33 protein-coding genes, 4 tRNA genes and 1 pseudogene are annotated in these 20837 nt (G+C 39.7%); 32 read left to right on the top strand and 6 right to left on the bottom strand.

Annotation, left to right across the window (positions count from 1 at the left end; all coding sequences use genetic code 11):
* Position 1: 1 nt before the first annotated feature.
* The 23 genes and pseudogenes from rpsC to PCI70_RS06565 all read left to right on the top strand — a co-directional run bounded on the left by rpsC (position 2) and on the right by PCI70_RS06565 (position 10845).
* Positions 2-818: pseudogene (rpsC, locus tag PCI70_RS06455) on the top strand (30S ribosomal protein S3).
* On the top strand, positions 758-1171 hold the full coding sequence (rplP, locus tag PCI70_RS06460) for a 50S ribosomal protein L16 (RefSeq protein WP_269914513.1): 414 nt from the start codon (positions 758-760) through the stop codon (positions 1169-1171). The pseudogene rpsC and the gene rplP overlap by 61 nt, the downstream one beginning before the upstream one ends.
* Positions 1171-1368: a 50S ribosomal protein L29 gene (rpmC, locus tag PCI70_RS06465; protein ID WP_269914514.1), complete on the top strand. Its 198-nt coding sequence runs from the start codon at positions 1171-1173 to the stop codon at positions 1366-1368. The genes rplP and rpmC overlap by 1 nt, the downstream gene beginning before the upstream one ends.
* Entirely contained in the window at positions 1365-1622 is a 258-nt protein-coding gene (gene rpsQ, locus PCI70_RS06470) for a 30S ribosomal protein S17 (RefSeq protein ID WP_269914515.1), read from the top strand. The genes rpmC and rpsQ overlap by 4 nt, the downstream gene beginning before the upstream one ends.
* 91 nt (positions 1623-1713) lie before the next feature.
* Positions 1714-2082, top strand: a complete 369-nt coding sequence (gene rplN / locus PCI70_RS06475; protein ID WP_023273394.1) for a 50S ribosomal protein L14 — start codon at positions 1714-1716, stop codon at positions 2080-2082.
* Positions 2083-2091: 9 nt separating this feature from the next.
* Positions 2092-2412, top strand: coding sequence for a 50S ribosomal protein L24 (rplX, locus tag PCI70_RS06480; RefSeq protein WP_269914516.1), 321 nt, complete (start codon positions 2092-2094; stop codon positions 2410-2412).
* A 16-nt stretch (positions 2413-2428) separates the two neighbouring features.
* Positions 2429-2965 carry a 50S ribosomal protein L5 gene (gene rplE, locus PCI70_RS06485; RefSeq protein ID WP_269914517.1) on the top strand — a complete coding sequence of 179 codons (537 nt, stop codon included), beginning with the start codon at positions 2429-2431 and terminating at the stop codon, positions 2963-2965.
* Positions 2966-2974: 9 nt separating this feature from the next.
* Entirely contained in the window at positions 2975-3280 is a 306-nt protein-coding gene (rpsN, locus tag PCI70_RS06490) for a 30S ribosomal protein S14 (RefSeq protein ID WP_269914518.1), read from the top strand.
* Between the two features lie 12 nt (positions 3281-3292).
* Complete coding sequence (gene rpsH, locus PCI70_RS06495; protein ID WP_269914519.1) at positions 3293-3688, top strand: 30S ribosomal protein S8; 396 nt, start codon at positions 3293-3295, stop codon at positions 3686-3688.
* 13 nt (positions 3689-3701) lie between these two features.
* Positions 3702-4235 carry a 50S ribosomal protein L6 gene (gene rplF, locus PCI70_RS06500; RefSeq protein WP_269914520.1) on the top strand — a complete coding sequence of 178 codons (534 nt, stop codon included), beginning with the start codon at positions 3702-3704 and terminating at the stop codon, positions 4233-4235.
* Between the two features lie 14 nt (positions 4236-4249).
* On the top strand, positions 4250-4600 hold the full coding sequence (gene rplR, locus PCI70_RS06505) for a 50S ribosomal protein L18 (protein WP_269914521.1): 351 nt from the start codon (positions 4250-4252) through the stop codon (positions 4598-4600).
* 2 nt (positions 4601-4602) lie between these two features.
* The gene (rpsE, locus tag PCI70_RS06510; RefSeq protein ID WP_269914522.1) at positions 4603-5100 is read left to right on the top strand and encodes a 30S ribosomal protein S5; all 498 of its coding nucleotides are present in this window, start codon (positions 4603-4605) and stop codon (positions 5098-5100) included.
* Between the two features lie 6 nt (positions 5101-5106).
* Positions 5107-5283, top strand: a complete 177-nt coding sequence (rpmD, locus tag PCI70_RS06515) for a 50S ribosomal protein L30 (RefSeq protein WP_004985357.1) — start codon at positions 5107-5109, stop codon at positions 5281-5283.
* 3 nt (positions 5284-5286) lie between these two features.
* Positions 5287-5727, top strand: coding sequence for a 50S ribosomal protein L15 (gene rplO / locus PCI70_RS06520; protein WP_269914523.1), 441 nt, complete (start codon positions 5287-5289; stop codon positions 5725-5727).
* A 44-nt stretch (positions 5728-5771) separates the two neighbouring features.
* Positions 5772-7091: a preprotein translocase subunit SecY gene (gene secY / locus PCI70_RS06525; protein ID WP_269914560.1), complete on the top strand. Its 1320-nt coding sequence runs from the start codon at positions 5772-5774 to the stop codon at positions 7089-7091.
* Positions 7092-7111: 20 nt separating this feature from the next.
* The gene (gene rpmJ / locus PCI70_RS06530) at positions 7112-7228 is read left to right on the top strand and encodes a 50S ribosomal protein L36 (protein WP_017395330.1); all 117 of its coding nucleotides are present in this window, start codon (positions 7112-7114) and stop codon (positions 7226-7228) included.
* A gap of 107 nt (positions 7229-7335) precedes the next feature.
* Positions 7336-7692, top strand: a complete 357-nt coding sequence (gene rpsM / locus PCI70_RS06535; RefSeq protein WP_269914524.1) for a 30S ribosomal protein S13 — start codon at positions 7336-7338, stop codon at positions 7690-7692.
* Positions 7693-7711: 19 nt separating this feature from the next.
* Positions 7712-8098: a 30S ribosomal protein S11 gene (gene rpsK / locus PCI70_RS06540; protein ID WP_179989923.1), complete on the top strand. Its 387-nt coding sequence runs from the start codon at positions 7712-7714 to the stop codon at positions 8096-8098.
* Between the two features lie 12 nt (positions 8099-8110).
* Positions 8111-8734 carry a 30S ribosomal protein S4 gene (gene rpsD, locus PCI70_RS06545; protein ID WP_269914525.1) on the top strand — a complete coding sequence of 208 codons (624 nt, stop codon included), beginning with the start codon at positions 8111-8113 and terminating at the stop codon, positions 8732-8734.
* 18 nt (positions 8735-8752) lie between these two features.
* Entirely contained in the window at positions 8753-9760 is a 1008-nt protein-coding gene (locus PCI70_RS06550) for a DNA-directed RNA polymerase subunit alpha (protein ID WP_269914526.1), read from the top strand.
* Positions 9761-9778: 18 nt separating this feature from the next.
* The gene (gene rplQ, locus PCI70_RS06555) at positions 9779-10156 is read left to right on the top strand and encodes a 50S ribosomal protein L17 (protein WP_269914527.1); all 378 of its coding nucleotides are present in this window, start codon (positions 9779-9781) and stop codon (positions 10154-10156) included.
* A 64-nt stretch (positions 10157-10220) separates the two neighbouring features.
* On the top strand, positions 10221-10466 hold the full coding sequence (locus tag PCI70_RS06560; RefSeq protein ID WP_269914528.1) for an FAD assembly factor SdhE: 246 nt from the start codon (positions 10221-10223) through the stop codon (positions 10464-10466).
* Positions 10459-10845 carry a hypothetical protein gene (locus tag PCI70_RS06565; RefSeq protein ID WP_269914529.1) on the top strand — a complete coding sequence of 129 codons (387 nt, stop codon included), beginning with the start codon at positions 10459-10461 and terminating at the stop codon, positions 10843-10845. Before PCI70_RS06560 ends, PCI70_RS06565 begins: the two co-directional genes overlap by 8 nt.
* Here the strand turns inward: PCI70_RS06565 and PCI70_RS06570 are convergent.
* The 4 genes from PCI70_RS06570 to PCI70_RS06585 are packed head-to-tail and all read right to left on the bottom strand — an operon-like array spanning position 10835 to position 13979.
* Entirely contained in the window at positions 10835-11233 is a 399-nt protein-coding gene (locus PCI70_RS06570; protein WP_269914530.1) for a hypothetical protein, read from the bottom strand. The two genes, PCI70_RS06565 and PCI70_RS06570, sit on opposite strands and share 11 nt — an antisense overlap.
* An 8-nt stretch (positions 11234-11241) precedes the next feature.
* The gene (locus tag PCI70_RS06575; protein WP_269914561.1) at positions 11242-11442 is read right to left on the bottom strand and encodes a YheV family putative zinc ribbon protein; all 201 of its coding nucleotides are present in this window, start codon (positions 11440-11442) and stop codon (positions 11242-11244) included.
* A gap of 37 nt (positions 11443-11479) precedes the next feature.
* The gene (locus PCI70_RS06580) at positions 11480-13507 is read right to left on the bottom strand and encodes a M3 family metallopeptidase (protein WP_269914531.1); all 2028 of its coding nucleotides are present in this window, start codon (positions 13505-13507) and stop codon (positions 11480-11482) included.
* 25 nt (positions 13508-13532) lie between these two features.
* Entirely contained in the window at positions 13533-13979 is a 447-nt protein-coding gene (locus PCI70_RS06585; protein WP_269914532.1) for an HPP family protein, read from the bottom strand.
* Between the two features lie 62 nt (positions 13980-14041).
* On the opposite strand from PCI70_RS06585, the gene PCI70_RS06590 reads away from it, so the two are divergent.
* Entirely contained in the window at positions 14042-14554 is a 513-nt protein-coding gene (locus PCI70_RS06590) for a TetR/AcrR family transcriptional regulator (RefSeq protein WP_269914533.1), read from the top strand.
* Positions 14555-14564: 10 nt separating this feature from the next.
* On the opposite strand, the gene rnr is transcribed toward PCI70_RS06590, so the two are convergent.
* The gene (gene rnr / locus PCI70_RS06595; RefSeq protein WP_269914534.1) at positions 14565-16892 is read right to left on the bottom strand and encodes a ribonuclease R; all 2328 of its coding nucleotides are present in this window, start codon (positions 16890-16892) and stop codon (positions 14565-14567) included.
* 211 nt (positions 16893-17103) lie between these two features.
* On the opposite strand from rnr, the gene PCI70_RS06600 reads away from it, so the two are divergent.
* From PCI70_RS06600 to PCI70_RS06635, 8 genes are all read left to right on the top strand, one after another.
* A tRNA-Ser gene (locus PCI70_RS06600) sits at positions 17104-17193 on the top strand.
* Between the two features lie 8 nt (positions 17194-17201).
* Positions 17202-17278 (top strand) — tRNA-Arg (locus tag PCI70_RS06605).
* A gap of 27 nt (positions 17279-17305) precedes the next feature.
* Positions 17306-17382: transfer RNA gene (locus PCI70_RS06610), tRNA-Arg, on the top strand.
* Positions 17383-17560: 178 nt separating this feature from the next.
* A complete protein-coding gene (locus PCI70_RS06615) occupies positions 17561-17860 on the top strand; it encodes a hypothetical protein (RefSeq protein WP_269914535.1) in 300 nt (99 codons plus the stop codon).
* Positions 17861-17913: 53 nt separating this feature from the next.
* Entirely contained in the window at positions 17914-18087 is a 174-nt protein-coding gene (locus PCI70_RS06620) for a hypothetical protein (RefSeq protein ID WP_269914536.1), read from the top strand.
* A gap of 77 nt (positions 18088-18164) precedes the next feature.
* Positions 18165-18241 (top strand) — tRNA-Arg (locus PCI70_RS06625).
* A gap of 85 nt (positions 18242-18326) precedes the next feature.
* The gene (locus tag PCI70_RS06630) at positions 18327-18821 is read left to right on the top strand and encodes a YcxB family protein (RefSeq protein WP_269914562.1); all 495 of its coding nucleotides are present in this window, start codon (positions 18327-18329) and stop codon (positions 18819-18821) included.
* A 17-nt stretch (positions 18822-18838) separates the two neighbouring features.
* The gene (locus PCI70_RS06635) at positions 18839-19471 is read left to right on the top strand and encodes a fumarylacetoacetate hydrolase family protein (protein ID WP_269914537.1); all 633 of its coding nucleotides are present in this window, start codon (positions 18839-18841) and stop codon (positions 19469-19471) included.
* Positions 19472-19493: 22 nt separating this feature from the next.
* Here PCI70_RS06635 and PCI70_RS06640 read toward each other — a convergent pair whose 3' ends face one another.
* On the bottom strand, positions 19494-20741 hold the full coding sequence (locus PCI70_RS06640; protein WP_269914538.1) for a YihY family inner membrane protein: 1248 nt from the start codon (positions 20739-20741) through the stop codon (positions 19494-19496).
* Between the last annotated feature and the right edge of the window lie 96 nt (positions 20742-20837).

Here is a 20837-nt window from a genome sequence, read left to right on the forward strand (position 1 = left end):
TATGGGTCAGAAGGTTCATCCAATCGGTATCCGCCTAGGTGTCGTGAAACGTCACAATGCTAACTGGTATGCGAATCCGAAACAATATTCTGAATATTTACTAAAAGATCTTCAAGTTCGTGAGTTTTTAACTAAAAAACTTAAGAATGCGATGGTAAGTAAAATTCTTATCGAGCGTCCAACAGGCGCTGCTAAAGTAACAATTAGCACTGCTCGTCCTGGTATCGTAATCGGTAAAAAAGGCGAAGACATTGAGAAATTACAGCGTGAACTTACCACTATCATGGGTGTTCCTGCGCAAGTAAGTATCAATGAAATCGATCGTCCAGACTTAGACGCGCGTTTAGTTGCTGATGCAATTGCATCACAATTAGAAAAGCGTGTAATGTTCCGTCGTGCTATGAAGCGTGCGGTACAAAACACAATGCGTGCTGGTGCTAAAGGTATCAAAGTTGAAGTTTCTGGTCGTCTAGGTGGTGCAGAAATCGCACGTACAGAATGGTATCGTGAAGGTCGTGTACCTTTGCATACACTTCGTGCTGATATTGATTATGCATCAGTTCGCGCAGAAACTACTTACGGTACGATTGGCGTAAAAGTTTGGATTTTCCGCGGTGAAATCTTAGGTGGCATGAAACAAGTCATGAACCCAGCACCACAAGAAGAACGTCCAGCTAAACGTGGTCGTGGTCGTGGTGAAGGTCAAGAGCGTCGTGGTCGTCGCAATGATCGTTCTGCTGATAAAGGAGAATAATTCATGTTGCAACCTAAACGTACTAAATTCCGTAAGGTGCAAAAAGGCCGTAACACTGGTCTAGCACACCGCGGAAGCACAGTATCATTTGGTACTATTGCACTTAAATCTGTAGAGCGTGGTCGCATGACTGCTCGTCAGATCGAGGCTGCGCGTCGTACTATTAGCCGTCGTGTTAAACGTGGTGGTAAAATCTACATTCGCGTATTTCCAGATAAGCCAATTACTCAAAAGCCTTTAGAAGTGCGTATGGGTAAAGGTAAAGGTAGTGTAGAATACTGGGTTTGCGAAATCAAACCAGGTAAGATCCTTTACGAAATGGAAGGTGTAAACGAAGAATTAGCACGTGAAGCATTCACGCTAGCGGCTGCTAAACTTCCGTTTAAAACCACTATCGTGACTCGGACGGTAATGTAATGAAAACTAAAGATCTACGTGAAAAGTCGGTAGAAGAGTTGACAGCTTTGCTTGATGAGCAACAGCTTAACCAATTCCGTCTTCGTATGGCTAAAGCAACTGGTCAATTAGGTAAAACGCACGAAGTGCAAACTACTCGAAAGGCAATTGCTCGTATTAAGACACTCCTTACCGAAAAACAGGGGAACGGACAATGAGTGAACAAACAGTCCGCACGTTGACTGGTAAAGTTGTAAGCGACAAAATGGATAAATCTATTGTTGTGCTTATTGAACGCCAAGTTCAACACCCGTTGTATGGCAAGTTAATTCGCCGTTCAACAAAATTACACGCTCATGATGAGAACAACACTGCTAAAACTGGTGATGTTGTGACCATTAAAGAAAGCCGCCCAATTTCTAAAACTAAAGCTTGGACTTTAGTGGAAGTAGTTGCAGCAGCTGCTGAGTAATTAGACGTTCTTGTTGCATCATCGGTCGATTTCGAGTACGCTATGTGCTTTTGAAATTGTGACCGGTGATGCTCGGTTTTGGAGTAGGGCAATGATTCAAACCGAAACGATGCTAGACGTAGCAGACAACAGTGGTGCACGCCGCGTACAATGTATTAAAGTACTAGGTGGTTCACATCGTCGTTATGCTTCCGTTGGCGACATTATTAAAGTTACTGTAAAAGAAGCAATCCCACGTGGTCGTGTTAAAAAAGGCGACGTGATGAATGCAGTAGTGGTTCGTACAAAATTCGGTATCCGTCGTCCAGATGGTTCATTAATCCGTTTTGATGACAACGCTGCAGTTTTGTTAAATACTAACAAAGCGCCGATTGCCACTCGTATTTTTGGACCAGTGACTCGTGAACTTCGTACTGAACAGTTCATGAAAATCATTTCATTGGCTCCTGAAGTTCTATAAGAGGCAATCATGGCTAAGATTAAGCAAGGCGATCAAATTATTGTGATCGCAGGTAAAGAAAAGGGCAAACAGGGTACTGTTCTGTCTGTTTCTAATGACCGCGTTAAGGTTGAAGGCCTTAACTTAGTGAAGAAGCACCAGAAGCCAAACCGTGTAACAGGCGCTGAAGGCGGTATTGTTACTCAAGAGGCTTCGCTTCATATTTCAAACGTGGCAATTTTAAATGCTGCAACCCAAAAGGCTGACCGTATTGGTTACCAAATTGATGAAAATGGCGCGAAAACTCGTGTTTATAAATCAAATGGTGAATCAGTGGCGGTAGCGAAGTAATAGGTTGAAAAAGCCAATGGCTAGACTTAAAACACGTTACAACGACGAATTAAAGGCTAAGTTAAAAGAAGAACTTGGTCTTGGTAATGTGATGGAAATCCCTCGCATTACAAAAATTACGCTTAACATGGGTGTTGGTGCTGCAGCAGCTGATAAGAAATTATTAGATGGCGCATTAGCAGATATGCAAGCAATTGCTGGTCAAAAACCAGTACTTACGTTAGCTCGCAAATCAATCGCTGGTTTTAAAATCCGTGATGGTTGGCCTATTGGTTGTAAAGTTACTTTACGCGGCGAACAAATGTACGAATTCTTAGACCGTTTGATCTCTATTGCAATCCCTCGTATCCGTGACTTCCGTGGTTTCTCAGCGAAATCATTTGATGGTCGTGGTAACTACTCTATGGGCTTGAAAGAGCAAATCGTTTTCCCTGAAATCGATTTTGATAAGATTGATCGTATTCGTGGTATGGATATTACCGTTACTACGACTGCTCGCACCGATGACGAAGGCCGTGCGCTTATGCGTGCATTCGGCTTCCCGTTCAAATAAGAGGTCGATATGGCTAAGAAAGGTATGGTTAATCGCGAATTAAAACGCGAAAAAACAGTTGCTAAATACGCTGCAAAACGTGCTGAATTAAAAGCTGTTATTGCAAACGTAAATGCAAGTGATGAAGAGCGTTTTGAAGCGATGTTGAAATTACAGGCATTGCCACGTAATGCATCTCCAGTGCGTCTTCGCAACCGTTGTGGTTTAACTGGTCGTCCTCATGGTTACTTCCGTAAGTTCGGTTTAAGCCGTAACAAATTACGTGATACAGTAATGCAAGGTGATGTACCGGGCGTTGTGAAAGCTAGCTGGTAAGGGGCGACATAAATGAGTATGCAAGATACCGTTGCCGACATGCTAACACGTGTTCGTAACGCACAAATGGCAAAAAAACAAAATGTTTCTATGCCAAGCTCTAAATTAAAAGTTGCAATTGCAAACGTATTAGAGCAAGAAGGTTATATTTCAAATGTGGCAGTTGCTGATAATGAAGGCAAAGCTACTTTGACTATCACTTTAAAATATTTTGAAGGCAAACCAGTTATCGAAACTGTGAAGCGCGTAAGCCGTCCAGGTCTTCGCCAATACCGCGGTAAAGATAAACTTCCTAGCGTTAAGCAAGGTTTAGGTATTGCAATTGTTTCTACAAGCAAAGGCATCATGACTGATCGCGCTGCACGTGCTGCAGGCATTGGTGGTGAAGTTATTGCTTTTGTTTCTTAATAGGTGATTCCTCATGTCTCGTGTGGCTAAAGCCCCAGTAGCTCTACCAAATGGTGTAGAAGTTACTCAGAACGGCCGGCAGGTCGAAGTGAAAGGCACTAAAGGTACATTGTCTTTCAACCTGCATGCGCTGGTCGAGCTAAAACAGGAAGAAGGTAAACTTCAAATTGCTCCAGTTACAGTGTCTAAAGACGCTTGGATGCAAGCTGGTACTGCTCGCGCTGTGTTAAATAACCTTGTAAAAGGTGTTAGCGAAGGCTTCGAACGTAAGTTACAACTGATTGGTGTAGGTTATAAAGCTGCGATTAAAGGTAACGTAGTTAATCTTAATCTTGGTTTCTCTCACCCTATCGACTATACATTGCCTGAAGGTGTGACTGCAGAAACTCCAACACCTACAGAGATTTTATTAAAATCTGCTAATAAGCAATTATTAGGTCAAGTAGCTGCAAATATCCGTTCATACCGTGCTCCAGAGCCATATAAAGGTAAAGGTGTTCGTTATTCGGATGAAGTTATTCTTCGTAAAGAAGCTAAGAAGAAATAAGGCGCGAGGTTCTTATGAACGAAAAGAAACAATCCCGTTTGCGTCGTGCGAAAAGCACACGCTTGCACATTCGTGCATTGGGTGCGACTCGTTTGTGTGTAAACCGCACTCCGCGTCACATCTATGCTCAAGTTATCTCAGCAGATGGTGGCAAAGTATTAGCGCAAGCTTCTACTTTAGATGCATCTTTGCGTAGCGGTGCTACTGGTAATATTGACGCAGCAAATAAAGTTGGTGCTTTAATTGCAGAGCGTGCTAAAGCAGCTGGTGTTACTAAAGTTGCATTTGACCGTTCTGGTTTTAAATATCATGGTCGTATCAAAGCCTTGGCTGATGCTGCTCGTGAAGGCGGCTTGGAGTTCTAATCATGGCAAAAGTTGAACAAAACGAAGGTTTCGTTGAGAAGCTGGTTGCCGTTGATCGCGTAGCCAAGGTTGTTAAAGGTGGTCGTATCTTCTCTTTCACAGCTTTGACTGTGGTAGGTGATGGTAATGGTCGTGTAGGTTTTGGTCGTGGTAAAGCACGTGAAGTTCCAGCTGCTATTTCTAAAGCACTTGAAGCTGCTCGTCGTAACATGATTACAGTTGACCTAAACGGGACTACTTTACAACACCCTGTGAATGCTCGTCACGGTGCAAGTCGTGTTTATATGCAACCTGCTTCTGAAGGTACTGGCGTAATTGCTGGTGGTGCTATGCGTGCCGTTCTTGAAGCTGCGGGCGTACACAACGTACTTGCTAAATGTTACGGTTCTACAAATGCTGCTAACGTAGTAAACGCGACTTTTAATGGTCTGCGTGACATGACTTCTCCTGAGAAAGTCGCTGCGAAACGTGGTAAATCAGTAGAAGAAATTCAAGGGTAATCAATCATGAAAACGATTAAAGTTACCCAGACTAAATCTGCTTCGCATCGTTTAAAAAATCATAAACTTTGCTTGCAGGGCTTAGGTCTGCGTCGTATCGGTCATACTGTAGAAGTGCAGGACACTCCTTCTAACCGTGGTATGATCAATAAAGTCTACTATATGGTTAGTGTAGAGGAATAAGCCATGACTCTGCGTTTAAATGAACTTGCACCAGCAGAAGGTGCAAAGCGCGAACATCGTCGTCTAGGCCGTGGTATCGGTTCTGGTGTTGGTAAGACTGGTGGTCGTGGTGTGAAAGGTCAAAACTCACGTAAAAGTGGTGGTGTACGTCCAGGTTTTGAAGGTGGTCAAACGGCATTATACCGTCGTCTTCCAAAATTTGGTTTCACTAGCCAAATGGCATTAAAAACTGCTGAAGTACGTGTTTCGGAACTTAATAAAGTTGAAGGTGATATTATTAGCCTAGAAACTTTAAAAGCTGCAAACGTTGTACGTCGTGACCAATTGCGTGCTCGTATTGTACTTTCTGGTGATGTAACTCGTGCATTTACTGTAAAAGGTGTTGCATTGACTAAAGGCGCTAAAGCTGCTCTAGAAGCTGCTGGCGGTAAAGTCGAGGAGTAATTCCAGTGTCTATGTCTCCTAGTTCTTCTGGTCATGTGAACATGATGAAAGGCCAACCATTTCACGTAAAATATCGTGAAATTATACGTCGTATGGTATTTTTAATCTGTGCGTTGTTGGTTTTTCGACTAGGATCGCATATTCCTGTACCAGGCATTAATAATGCAGCTCTTGAACATTTGTTTAGTGCAAACCAAGGTACGATCCTTGGTTTGTTCAACATGTTTTCGGGCGGTGCATTACAACGTATGTCTATTCTTGCTTTAGGAATAATGCCCTACATTTCTGCCTCTATTATTGTGCAGTTAATGTCAACTGTTATTCCATCTTTAGAAGCATTGAAAAAAGAAGGTGAGCAAGGTAAACGAAAAATAAATCAATATACACGTCAAGGAACGTTATTACTTGCTGTTGTGCAAGCTGTAGGTATGTGTGCAGGCTTAATTAGCCAAGGTATTACACTTTCATCGGGCTTAGCATTTTACATTCCTGCTGTAACATCTTTAGTTGCAGGGACGATGTTCTTAATGTGGCTAGGTGAACAAATTACAGAACGTGGTGTGGGTAATGGTATTTCTATGATTATTTTTGCAGGTATTGTTGCAAATTTACCAAATATGGTTTTGCAATCTGTATCAGCGATCGAAAATAGTCAAACAAGTATTATTGGTTTAGTCGTTTTTGCGTTACTTTCATTAGCCGTACTTGCTTCAATTGTGTTTATTGAAAAAGCACAACGTCGTATTTCAGTTAATTATGCTCAAAAGCAACAAGGTCGTCGTATTTTTACGGCACAGCAAACGCATTTGCCATTAAAAATTAATATGGCTGGCGTAATTCCAGCTATTTTTGCAAGTTCGTTATTGTTGTTTCCTGCAAGTATAGGCCAGTGGGTTGGTAGTGCTGATCCAAATGCTGGTATAGTGAAAACTATGCTACAAGACTTGGCACTTGTTTTGTCACCTGGACACACTTTGTATTTAGTGCTATTTGGCGCGTTAATTATTTTCTTTTGTTACTTTTATACGGCTTTGGTTTTTAGTCCAAAAGAAGTAGCAGAAAATTTAAAACGTAGTGGCGCATATGTACCTGGTATTCGTCCAGGTGAACAAACTGCTCGTTATTTAGATCATATTCTCAATCGTTTGACTTTTATTGGTGCAATTTATATTACGTTTATTTGTTTAATGCCAATGATACTTCAAAGTGCATTCAGCATGACAATGAGCGTTGGTGGTACATCGCTATTAATCGTTGTTGTAGTCGTAATGGACTTCATGGCACAATTACAAGCACATTTGACATCACATCAATATGATAATCAAACATTGATGAAAAAAACGACAGCTCATCCTAAAGGATAAGCGTACTTAGAGGTTTCATCATGAAAGTACAAGCTTCTGTAAAGAAAATTTGTGGTAGCTGTAAAGTTATCCGTCGTAATGGGGTTATTCGTGTTATTTGTAACGCAGAACCTCGTCATAAGCAGCGTCAAGGTTAATTTATAACTCAGACCTGTTGATTTCAGTAGGCAAATTGGGTTACTATCCGCCCCTCAAGAATTTGATGGGCGGTTAATTATCTCAGCTGCCTTTTTGGAGAAAGTGAATGGCTCGTATTGCCGGTGTAAACATTCCGGATAACAAGCATGCTGTTATCTCCCTTACGTATATTTTTGGTGTTGGTCGTCACACTGCACAGAATATTCTTGCAGCTGTTGGCATTGCTCCAACAACTAAAGTACGTGATTTGGATGATGCTCAGCTTGATGCGATTCGTACAGAAGTTGCTAAGGTTCCTACCGAAGGTGACTTACGTCGCGAAATTTCCATGAACATTAAACGTTTAATGGATTTAGGCTGCTACCGTGGTCTTCGTCATCGTCGTAGCTTGCCTGTCCGCGGTCAACGCACTAAAACTAACGCTCGTACCCGTAAAGGTCCGCGCAAACCGATTAAAAAGTAAGATTTCTGGAAGCTAAAAGATGGCTAAAGATACTCGCACACGCAAGAAGGTCACTCGTACCGTCTCTGAAGGTGTTGCACACATTCACGCGTCTTTTAATAACACCATTGTAACGATTACCGATCGTCAAGGTAATGCATTGGCTTGGGCTACCTCAGGTGGACAAGGCTTCCGTGGTTCACGTAAATCAACTCCATTTGCTGCTCAGGTAGCTGCTGAAGTTGCTGGTAAAGCAGCTTTAGATTATGGTTTGAAAAACTTGGAAGTTCTTGTAAAAGGTCCAGGTCCAGGTCGTGAGTCTGCGGTACGTGCATTAGGCGCAGTGGGTTATAAGATTAACAGCATTACCGATGTGACACCGATTCCTCACAACGGTTGCCGTCCACCTAAAAAACGTCGCGTGTAAGGAGAAACATTCATGGCTCGTTATATTGGTCCAAAATGCAAACTCTCTCGCCGCGAAGGGACAGACCTGCAATTAAAATCTGGCGTTAAACCATTTGACGTCAAAACTAAAAAACATGCAAAAGCACCTGGTCAACATGGTCAGTCTCGTGCTAAGCAATCAGAGTACTCACTACAATTACGTGAAAAACAAAAAGTACGTCGTATGTACGGTGTGTTAGAGCGTCAATTTAGTAACTACTATAAAGAAGCTGCTCGTGTTAAAGGCGCTACAGGTGAAAACTTATTAAAGTTACTTGAAAGCCGTCTTGATAACGTTGTTTATCGCATGGGTTTTGGTTCTACACGTGCAGAAGCTCGTCAGCTTGTAAGTCACCGTGCTATTACTTTAAATGGTCGTCGTGTAAATATTGCGTCTATTCAAGTGAAAACTGGTGATGTTGTTGCTGTACACGAAGGTGCTAAACAACAATTACGTATTAAAAGCGCAATTGAATTAGCTGCACAACGTGGTATTCCTACTTGGATGGAAGTTGATCATTCTAAGTTAGAAGGTACGTTCAAAGCTGCACCAGATCGTTCTGATCTACCTGCTGAAATCAATGAAAGCTTGATTGTAGAATTGTATTCTAAATAATCCTTGAGGTAGCAATAAATGACGCGTACTGCAAACGAGTTTCTAACTCCGCAAGCGATCAAGGTCGAAGCGGCAAGCGGGACCTCGGCAAAAGTAATTCTAGAACCCTTAGAGCGTGGCTTTGGTCATACTCTTGGTAATGCTTTACGTCGCATTCTATTGTCTTCTTTACCTGGCGCAGCTGTGGTTGAAGTAGAAATAGAAGGCGTCGAGCACGAGTACAGTACTTTAGAAGGCTTGCAGCAGGACATCGTCGAGCTCTTGCTGAACCTTAAAGGATTGTCGATTAAGCTGTTCGATCAAAATGAAGCATATTTAACGTTAGAAAAGCAAGGTCCTGGCAACGTAACAGCTGCAGACCTTCGTTTACCTCATAACGTTGAATTGGTTAACCCTGAGCATTTGATTGGCACGTTAAGTGCTACAGGTTCATTAAAAATGCGCCTGAAAGTTGCTCAAGGTCGTGGTTATGAAACATCTGATTCACGCTTCCCAGAAGGCGAAACCCGCCCAGTGGGTCGCTTGCAGTTAGATGCAAGTTATAGCCCGATTAAACGAGTGTCTTACACTGTAGAAAATGCACGTGTAGAACAGCGTACCGACCTTGATAAATTGGTCATTGATCTTGAGACCAATGGTACAGTTGATCCAGAAGAAGCAATCCGCAAAGCGGCAACAATTTTGCAACAACAAATTGCAATTTTTGTTGATCTTCAGAAAGATCAAGCTCCTGTTGCTCAAGAACCTCGTGAAGAAGTTGACCCAATCTTGCTTCGTCCAGTAGATGATCTAGAGCTTACTGTTCGTTCTGCTAACTGTTTGAAAGCAGAAAATATTTACTACATTGGTGATCTTGTTCAACGTACAGAAGTTGAGTTATTAAAAACTCCTAACTTAGGTAAAAAATCGTTGACTGAGATTAAAGATGTTTTGGCATCGAAAGGTTTACAACTCGGTATGCGTTTAGAGAACTGGCCACCTGCTAGTCTTCGAATGGATGACCGTTTTGCCTATCGTAGCCGCTAATTAAGTAGGACTATCACCATGCGTCATCGTAATAGTGGTGTGAAATTAGGCCGTACAAGCAGCCATCGTAAGGCGTTGTTTCAAAACTTAACAAATGCTTTAGTAGAGCATGAGTTAATTAAAACAACTTTGCCTAAAGCGAAAGAGCTTCGTCGTGTTGCTGAGCCTTTAATCACTTTAGCTAAAAACGATACTGTAGCAAACCGCCGCTTAGCGTTTGCTCGTACTCGTAATGCAGCAACTGTAGGTAAATTATTTACCGTTCTTGGCCCTCGTTACAAAGAACGTAACGGTGGCTATCTACGTGTTCTTAAAGCGGGCTTCCGTGCTGGTGATGCAGCACCGATGGCTTACGTTGAGCTAGTAGATCGTGAAGTTAAATCTTCAGCTGAGTAATAGTTAAATATTATTCTCAAAAAAGACCGGACTATCCGGTCTTTTTTGTTATGAGGTATTAAAAATGACATTAGAAGAAAGAAAAGTAATTTATCGTGCACGCCGAGGTTTAATGGAGCTTGATATTTATTTTCATCCTTATGCAAGTAATTATTATTTAATGGCTGATGAAAAAGAGAAAAAACTATTTGCTGAGCTAGTAGAATGTGAGGATCCAGATCTACTAGATTGGTTCATGGAAGTAAGCGAACCAAATACTGTAGAGTTAAAGCAGTTAATTCAAAAAATGAAAGAGTATGTTCATGCTTGAATTTGAGCTACAACCTAGTCGTTATGCATTGTATGCACCTTTAAATGGATTAGGTTGTATTTTAGTATTGTTATATATTACGGTAAAACCTTTATGTTTTTTTATATTAGCTGTATCTTTACTTTTAAGTTTTTGGTTCTTTTGGAAAACAAAAAGACAAATCATTGCGATTGCAGAATTTGAAAAGAATATTTGGACCGTTGTTTATTCAGATTGCAAAAAAGAAAAATTTAATATTACTTATACAGTTAATCATCGATTGTACATTATTTTTCATACAACTTCGCATAATGTAATTATTTGGCAAGACCAACTTTCTAAAAAAGATTGGAAAAAGTTAGTCTTATTTACCAAATTATATCCTCATTTTAAGGAGTAGATTTAAGTTGTTGTTCTAATAAGGCGATTTGTTGTTGTTTGAGTTTAATTAATTCATCTGCATTTTTATGCTGTTCATGCAGGGTCTCTTGTTGTTGTTCTAGCCGCTCATTAATATCTTTAAATTTAGAAATTTCATCTTTAGTAGTAGCTAGAGGTTGTGCTAAGGGGGGAGGTGAACTATTTTGTGTAGGCTGTGTAGGCTGTGTAGGCTGTGTAGGCTGTGTAGGCTGTGTAGGCTGTGTAGGCTGTGTAGGCTGTGTAGGCTGTGTAGGCTGTGTAGGCTGTGTAGGCTGTGTAGGCTGTGTAGGCTTCAACCAAAAAACAAAAAGAATAGTTACAGTAAGGAGAACGGTAACAATTCCCCACAATAGTTTATTTGATTTCATATGCTTAATTAATGTTTAGATGGGCGAAATTGAACAACGCCAATATCTGAAGTTTGTGTTTTTGATAATGTTGGAAATTCAGGTCTATTGTCGGTATAGTCGCACTGAATGCATTCAATCCACTCTCTATCAACCGTGGTAAACATAACAATTGAATCAAAAGTATTACATTTAGGGCAATTTACGCCTGCAATAAAACGCTTTTTGATCATTATCACATCACCACAGTTATTCTATGCTACTAGTTTAATCGGTTTGAGATATGTTCGTCCAACCTTGATGACGTAAAAGTGCATCAATTTTTGGTTCACGTCCTCTAAAATTAACAAAAGCATCAAGGGCGCTTTCTTTACCACCTACAGCTAAAATAGTGTCTCTAAATGCAGTACCTGTGGCAGTATTGAAAATTCCTTCTTGTTCAAAACGGTCAAAAGCATCACTTGCTAACACTTCTGCCCATTTATATGAGTAATAACCTGCAGCATAACCACCTGCAAAGATATGACTGAAACTATGCTGAAAACGGTTATATTCAGTTGTTGGAAGTACAGCTACTTGTTGTCGTACTGCGTTTAATTCTTCTTGAATTTGCTGAGCATTTGGTGAACTTGGCAAGTTATGGATTGTAAAATCAAATAAAGCAAATTCGAGTTGACGAAGTGTTTGCATTCCTGATTGGAAGAAGCGAGCATCAAGTAAGGCTTTTAATAAGTGTTCAGGTAAAGGCTCTTTAGTTTCGATATGTTCGCTAATGAGGTGGAGGGCCTCTTTATCCCATGCCCAAAACTCCATAAATTGACTTGGAAGTTCTACAGCATCCCAAGCAACGTTATGTGTACCTGCTACGGATAGGTCATCCACTTCTGTTAGCATATGATGCAAGCCGTGTCCAAATTCATGGAATAAGGTAATGACTTCATCATGTGTGAGTAAAGATGGCTGATGACCAAGAGGTGGCGTAAAGTTACCGACCATATAGCAAATTGGTAGCTGTAGGCCCTGTTGTGTTTGCATGCGTGATCGAAAACCGCTCATCCATGCACCACCACGTTTACCACTACGGGCATATAAATCAAAATAGAAACCAGAAATCACTTTTCCGTGATCTTCAATTTCGTAGTACCTCACATCCTTATGCCATACAGGTGCATCTTTTTGAATAATCTTAATACCGTATAAGCGATTTACAATTTCAAATAATCCTTGTATGACTTTAGGTGCAGGGAAGTATGGTTTGAGTTCTTCTTGTGAAAGGTTAAATTGCTTTTGAACTAGCTTTTCGGAGTAATACGTACTATCCCAAGGTTTGAGTTCGTCAATACCATCTTCTAAAGCAATTGCTTTAAGTTCGCTAATTTCTTGTTGTGCAGGTGTTTTTGCATGTGTTGATAAGTCAGTTAAAAAGGTTTGTACCGTTTCAACATTAGGCGCCATTTTACGTGCGAGTGATAATTCAGCAAATGTATTAAAGCCTAAAAGTTTTACTTTTTCTGCACGTAATTTAAGAATTTCTTCCATCACAGCCGTATTATCAAACTCAGGCTGACCCTGTTCAGATGCACGTGTGGTATACGCTTTATATAACTCTTCACGTAATACACGGTCTTGGGCATAGGTCATAATAGCTAAGTAGGATGGAAAATCTAGCGTTGCAACAGCTTGGTCAAGCTCTCGTTGTTGCCCATATTGCTTAAGAAGTTCAATACTATCTTGAGGTAAGCCTTTGAGCTGTTCATCTGAAAGTGGTTTGAAATAGGCTTGAGTTGCATCTAAGACATGATTGGAAAAATCTGAAGAAAGTTGTGAAAGGCGTGTAGAAATTTCTGCAAAACGTTCTTTTGCCTTACCTTCAAGTGCAATTCCAGAAAGCTCAAAGCTTGCTAAGCGGTGGTTAATAGCACTTTGTTGAGCATCTGACAAAGTAACAAAATCTTGTGCTTGGCGAATAGCTTGATAAGTATGATATAACGCTTGGTGTTGTCCTATACGGGTATAGTAGGCACTCATAAGTGGAATAATACCCTGATAAATTTCGCGAATTTCAGGCGTACTCATGACGCTATTTAAGTGACAAATAATTCCCCAAGCTTCATCAATATCATTGGCAACATGATCCATGTGAGACACAACGGCAAGTTGCTCAGAAAAACTTTGAGGAACTTGGGTGAGTGTTTCTAAGTAGTCTTTACTTTGTTCTAACAGCGTTTCAACTTGTTGTTTGAGGTCTTGTAAATTGATGGTATCGAAATTTGGAACGGGGAGCTGTGCTTTCATAATTATATGCCACTAAATAAGTACTTTATCTTAATGTGAGTCTTCGGTAAGCAGAAATCAAGTTAATCTTAGAGATAATGACTAAAACGACAGCACCTAATAAGACAGGAAAAAGTAAAAAATCGGAATGAAGTGGCACAGGACTTAATAAAATAACCAATGGATTTGCACCGGCAGGGGGATGGATACACTCAAAAAACTGCATAGCAGCAATGGCAAGCCCAACAGCAAATGCAATACTTAGTGATGACGAACCCCAAGTATGTAAAACTACCAAACCAATGAGTGCAGAAATAAAGTGTCCTAAAATAACGTTTTTGGGTTGTGCTAAAGGCGACTGTGATGCTGCATATAACAAGACACAGGTTGCTCCAAAGGGTGCCATAATCAATGGATAAGTTGTGTAATGGGTTAATAGCAATAAAATGAGTATGCTAATAAAACCGCCTAAAAATCCTGTTAATATTTTCATTGCTTGTCATCCTTGTGTTTAAAATTATAATAGTACAGATCTGTACTATTTTGGAATTAAAAATGTCTAAATCTGCACAAAAAATTTTAACAACAGCACAAATGCTTTTTAATTCGTATAGTTTTGTAGGCGTAGGGGTAGATTTAATTCGGGATACATCAGGTTGTTCAAAGACCACGATGTATACTTATTTTAAAAACAAAAATCAGCTCATTGAGCAGGTACTTATACAAAGAGATAATTTTTTTAAAGAACAATTGTATGCAATAACAGCAGGTTTAGAGGGGCACAAGGCATTAGAGAAAATTGTACAGTGGCATTTGAGTTGGTTTAAAACAGATACATTTAAAGGGTGTTTATTTGTTAGGGCTGTAGCAGAATCTACGCCTGAACAGCAAGAAATTCGCCAAATTGCAATCTCACATAAACAATGGCTAAGGGATTTTATTGTGAGGTTTGATCAGGTGCGAGGCGAGTTATTGTATTGTTTGCTCGAAGGTTTAATTAGCCGTTTTTTGGTTGAAGGCTACTGTGAAGAAGTAGCAGAGCAGATATTAAAAAAGGCTCTAATTTAGAGCCTTTTTGTTAGTCTTTTTTTGCCTTGGCATTGGACTTACTTTTTTTCTTTACTTTCTTTTTGTCTTTTGTCTCAGGTTTCTTTTTAGCAGGTTTTTTCTTGCTATAAGAACTCGGCTTTTTCTTTTCGTTGTTTTCTGTCACAACGCGAGGAGCACGACTACGTACAGTACGTCCTGCGTGAGTAATTTGTTGTACAGGTACAAAATCAATTTTACGTTCTTCTAGGTTTACCCCAGCCACTTTAATCTTAATTTCATCGCCTAAACCAAAAATTTGCCCACGATTTTGTCCAACTAACGACTGTGTAGGTGCATCAAAAACAAAGAAGTCATCGCCAAGTTGGCTAACGTGCATCATACCATCGACATATAAGTCTTTGAGTGTCACAAATAAACCAAACTCTGTGACAGCACTAACATGTCCAATAAATTCTTCGCCTAAATGCTGTTGCATATAATGGCATTTAAGCCAAGACGTTACGCTACGTGACGCTTCATCTGCACGGCGTTCAGTTTGTGAAAAATGCTCACCTGCGTTATCTAGTTCTGCACCTGAAACAGGATAAGGTTTTTGTTTAAGGTGAGATTTAATTGCACGGTGTAACAGTAAATCAGGGTAACGACGAATTGGAGAAGTAAAGTGCGTATATGCCTCGTATGCTAAGCCAAAATGTCCTGCATTTTTTGCGCCGTAATAAGCTTGCATCATTGAACGTAATAAAACGGCATGGATTGTGGTTGCATCAATACGATCTTTGGTTGCATCAATAACAGCTTGATAATCTGCTTGGGTAGGTTGTTCAGGAAACGGTAAACCAAGAAGTTTGACAAAATCTCGTACCTTTTGGATACGTGAAAACTCAGGTGGTTCATGCACACGGTACAGCATTGGAATATCATTTTTAAGTGAGTATTCTGCTGCTGCAACGTTGGCTAACAACATACATTCTTCAATAAGTTTATGTGCATCGTTACGGCTACGCGGTAAAATTTCTTTAATACCGCCTAGTTCGTCAAACGTCATGTACGTTTCGACTGTTTCAAATTCCATTGCATGACGTTCTGCACGCAAGGTTTTTAAAACTTGGTAGAGCTGAAATAGGGTATTAATCGATTTACGAATACCACGGTCTTCAGGGATAGCCTGTGAGTCGCCATCAAAGAAGCGTCCAACTTGTGTATACGTTAAACGTGCTTGAGAATGCATCACAGACGGATAAAATTCGTACCCTGTTACACGCCCTGCGCGTGATAGTGTTAAATCACACACCATGCATAAACGGTCTACATGCGGATTAAGTGAACATAAGCCGTTAGAGAGCGCTTTGGGTAACATTGGTAACACAAAATGTGGAAAATAAACTGATGTACCACGCTCTTGTGCTTCGTCATCTAACGGATGTTCTGGTTTTACATAATGGCTGACATCGGCAATGGCAACAACAACGCGATAACCCCCGCCTGGGCGTTTTTCTGCATAAACGGCATCATCAAAATCTCGTGCATCTTCACCATCAATGGTCACAAGGGGTAAGTCACGTAAATCAACACGCCCTTGGGTTTCTTGTGCAGAAGGTTCTTTAAAGCGTTCTGCTTCTTCAACCACTTCTTTTGGAAACTCGTAAGGTAAGCCGTATTCTAAAATGGTTTGTGGAATAATAATTTCAGTATCGGCTTTGTCTGCCATAGATTGCACAATATGACTTGTTGCAAACTCCTCACGCGTTGGGTATGTGTCTAATGCAACACGGATCGTTTCGCCGTCTTTAATTTTGGCATGATCAACCAATTCTTTTTCAAGTGTAATAGGTTGATGTTGGTTAGGAGCAGCAGGTTGAATATAGTATTCACCATCATGTGTTTTAAGTGTACCAATCACTTGTTTTACACGGTGTTGTAATACTTCTTCGATATATCCCCAACCTTTGCCCTTACGGTCTACAGAGGTTTGACGCACTTTCACACGGTCGCCGTTAAAGACTAAGCGTAATTCACGTTCAGGGAGTAACAGTTCTTTTTCACCATCAATCTTGGCATTACCTAAGCCTTTATTGTTGATATAAACCGTTGCTTCGTAAGTAGGCTGATCTGCTAAAACATGGAACTTTAAGCCTTCTTTACCCAATTGCCCATCGCGTACCATTGCACTAAGGCGATGACTAAGGGCTTCAATACTTTTTTCATCAGAAAGATTAAAATGATCGACAAACTCTGCATGAGATTGTGGCGTATTGTGTGTTTCAAGTGTCTTTAAAATTAAGGTACGGCTTGGGATGGGATTATCGTAGCGCTGTGCTTCATTTTTAGCTTCAGGATCGACCCAGTTTTTCATCATATCTTTTTGTTTCATTTAATGGATAGGTTTAGCATAAGTCATGCAGATAGAGACTGCACGAAAATGATTGCAACAATGTGTTGTTATATCAGTTTTTATTCAAATTGAACGATATATTAGCAAAAAATATGCGAATTGCTTAAAAAATAAGTAAATAGTAATAAAAGCACTTGCATACCTGTCTTTTAATTTGTATTATTCGTCTCGTTCCGGTGAGATGGGTGAGTGGCTGAAACCACATCCCTGCTAAGGATGCATACGGGTAACTGTATCGAGGGTTCGAATCCCTCTCTCACCGCCATTACTTACGCGCTCATAGCTCAGCTGGATAGAGCACTTGGCTACGAACTAAGGGGTCGGGAGTTCGAATCTCTCTGAGCGCACCAAGTAATAAATTGAACACACAAGTATATGCGCTCATAGCTCAGCTGGATAGAGCACTTGGCTACGAACTAAGGGGTCGGGAGTTCGAATCTCTCTGAGCGCACCACTTGAAAAAATTAACCGCTTAAATGCGGTTTTTTTGTGCCTAATTTTTAGTGAGAAGAAAAATAAAAGTGTTAGGTTGTGTTGTAGTGATTTATCTTTTGCTTGTAGGTAGTTTAGTTGCACTCATTAGCTAATCAAAATGCAATATTCTTTCAAGTGGTAGTTGTTCTAATTTAGATATGATTTATATGGTGGTATTGGTTCCAATTGTACTACCATTATCTTTCTTGGAAGACTATATTGAGTCTTCTACAATAGAAGAAGATAGAATGAGGCTTGAACGTAATCAAGGTGTATTAAAGGGTAATCGAAAAGCATTAGAAAATTGTATGAAAACTTGTTATTCGCTTTGGATAACGGATGAAGAAAAAGAATTATTTGATATAGCCGCCAAAAAATTGATTGCCTTGGATGATGGTAGTCAAAAACTAACGCCCAAACAAGCAAACGCATTAATGATGGCTTATTCTCATATATAAGATGAATTAGATATACATGATATAAAAAAGCATACTCAGTGTTTGAGAGTTGTATGACTGATCAAACTTGGCAAAAGACTAATTTTGAGTTGCGTATAGAGGCAACATATTACTTATGTATAGATAGTTTAAGTAATTATCAGCATAACACTCAACAAACAGAACAACAGTTTGGTCAAAATCTAATTCCAAAATGGAAAAATGAGTTAAATAGTGTTGAGAAATAATACAATCAGACTAAATTTATGAAAATAAGCTAGCTAAAATTAAAAACTTCCGTATAATGCCACCTTATCAAGACGATGCGCTCATAGCTCAGCTGGATAGAGCACTTGGCTACGAACTAAGGGGTCGGGAGTTCGAATCTCTCTGAGCGCACCAATTGAAGAATTAACCGCTTAAATGCGGTTTTTTTGTGCCTGTTTATATGCTCTAATAACGCAGTTTTTATATGATGAAACGTGTTATGTCAGACAAAAAGCCTGCGGTATCTGTTCACTATCTTCTTAATCTAGAAGAATCTCAAGATGGTTTTAAACTTGCAACTTTTGGTAAAAAACAAATCACTCAGTTTATTACGCCATTAATTAGTGTTGGTTTGATTATTTGGGGTGTGTATTTAGGTGCAAGTGGTGCAGGACGTTATTACGTTATTCTAGGTGCACTATTTCTTATCATGCAGTCTATTGTCCGTTACGCACTTTTACCTATTATTTTTAAACGCCAATTTGTTAAATATCAACTAGGTAAAAGCGAGCAACATCTTTCTTTATACCAAGATTATGCACAACTTAGCTCGGCAGGACGTACGCGTACATTTGAATATAGTGATGTAAAGCGCTTCTGTGAGGGAAAAATCACCTATATTTTAGAGTTAAAAAGTCGTACAGTCATTATTATACCTAAACGTGCATTTGCATCATCTGCAGATCAGACGGTATTTAAAAATACATTTCAATAAAAAAATCAGAGGGAACGATGAGACCATCAAAAATTGTATGTCTGGTGCGTACGTATGCCGATCATGCGCATGAATTGGGGAATGAAATTCCTGAACAACCCATGATTTTTATGAAACCTCCAAGTGCACTTGCTGAACTTGATGATGGGGTTGTATGGAATAAATCTTTAGGTAGTTGCCATTATGAGTGCGAACTCAGCTTACGTATAGATCACGTGTTAAAAAATGAAACAGATCCTAAAAAAGCATTACAAGCAGTCGGCGCTGTAACATTAGGATTAGACCTAACATTAAGAGATATACAGAGTGCTTTAAAAGCCAAAGCACAATCATGGGAGCGTGCTAAGGCTTATGATGGGTCTTGTATTTTGGGTGAATGGGTTGAGCTAAGTGAACTGCCTGAGTTAGACAAAATTGAGTATCGTCTAGAAATTGATGGCAAAATCCGTCAAGAAGGACGTACCAAAGAGTTATTATTTAGTATTGGTGAGTTGTTATGTGACATCAGTCAAACCTCTACCTTAGAAAAAGGTGATGTGGTGATGACAGGTACACCTGCAGGTGTAGGTGCATTAAATTCAAACGAACAGCTCAAAATGATTTTAAAAGGAAAGACTCAAGATTTTTGTTGGAAAACGACTGTAAGATAAGCCCTCAAGAGAGGGCTTTTTTTTACTTTTCTTCAAAAATTGTAGCAAGTGGAATTGAAAGTTTAGCGGCTAAGTAGTCGTTAGAGTCAACAAGAAAAGGACCAAGACGTTGCATCCATTCATCATCTGGGTGGATGTTGCCAATGTCTTTACGAGTTGGCAGTGAAAAAGGTAGCTCACTGAAGAATTGCCAAAAATCAACTTTAGATAGATTACGGACTAATACGTATTCATCATTTTCGGTCCGTTTAATCATTTGTTGCTGTTCTAAAATCTCAATGTAAGATGACCAGCGATCTACCTCACCGCGTCCTAAGATTTTGAGACCTTCATTATCATTCACTGTTTCACCCACTTTTTGTTTTTGGTAAAACATATCTAAGATATCTAACATCATCACTAATGGATGGCGTTTTTGGACTTTACCTGTGTTAAAAGAGGTACTTGCAAAACTTACCTCTACACCAAGTAGTACAATATTCCAAGAAAGATAAATCCATAATAGAAAAATAGGGACAGCAGCAAACGCACCATACACCAATTCATAACTGGTAAAATTTGACATCAAATAGCCAAATACTGTTTTGAGCAGTTGGAAAATTGTGCCACTAAATGCACCTGCAATTAAGGCAGAACGTAGTGGAATAGTACGGTTTGGAATGGTCCAATATAAAAAGAAAAAGCCAAGAACAGTTAAAGCATAAGACAGTACACCTAGAAACATCGTGCCATCAAGTTCGTAACCTGCAAAGTTGTTACTGAGTACATTCATTGAGGCAACGGTAGATGAAAGTGCAAATGCGCCACCTAGTAAAATAGGACCAAGTGAGATAATTGTCCAATAGCGCATAAAACCGACAATGCCATTTCGGCGGTCTGTAATACGCCAAATGCGGTTGAACACATCTTCAATGCTGTTGAGCATCATTACAGAAGTGATAAATAGAAAGATCACACCAATGGCAGTTAAGTTACTTGAGTTTTCTGCAAATGAATTAAGGGTTTTATCAAATGCAATTGAACTTTTAGGTAAAAAGTTACTATAGATCAAGTGTTGCATTTGTTGTCTTGCAGGTTCAAGTGCCTTAATAGAAGACACAATGACCAAAAAGACCGTTAGCATAGGGACAACAGCAAATAGTGTTGTATAGGTTAAAGACGCTGCTTTATCACGGCAACGATCTTCTTCAAAACGTCCAATCACAAAAATAATAAATTGGAACCACGTTTTTTCATAGAAAGGGAGTTTTTTTAAATACTGTTCTAGCATGGTTTAAATTAGTTTTAATGATGATTTATTAAATAGTGTATAGCCTTACACATAAATAGTAAAAATACCGTATAGTTTTGATTTCTATAATGAGCA

The organism is Acinetobacter sp. HY1485, assembly GCF_027568475.1.
Taxonomy (GTDB): domain Bacteria; phylum Pseudomonadota; class Gammaproteobacteria; order Pseudomonadales; family Moraxellaceae; genus Acinetobacter.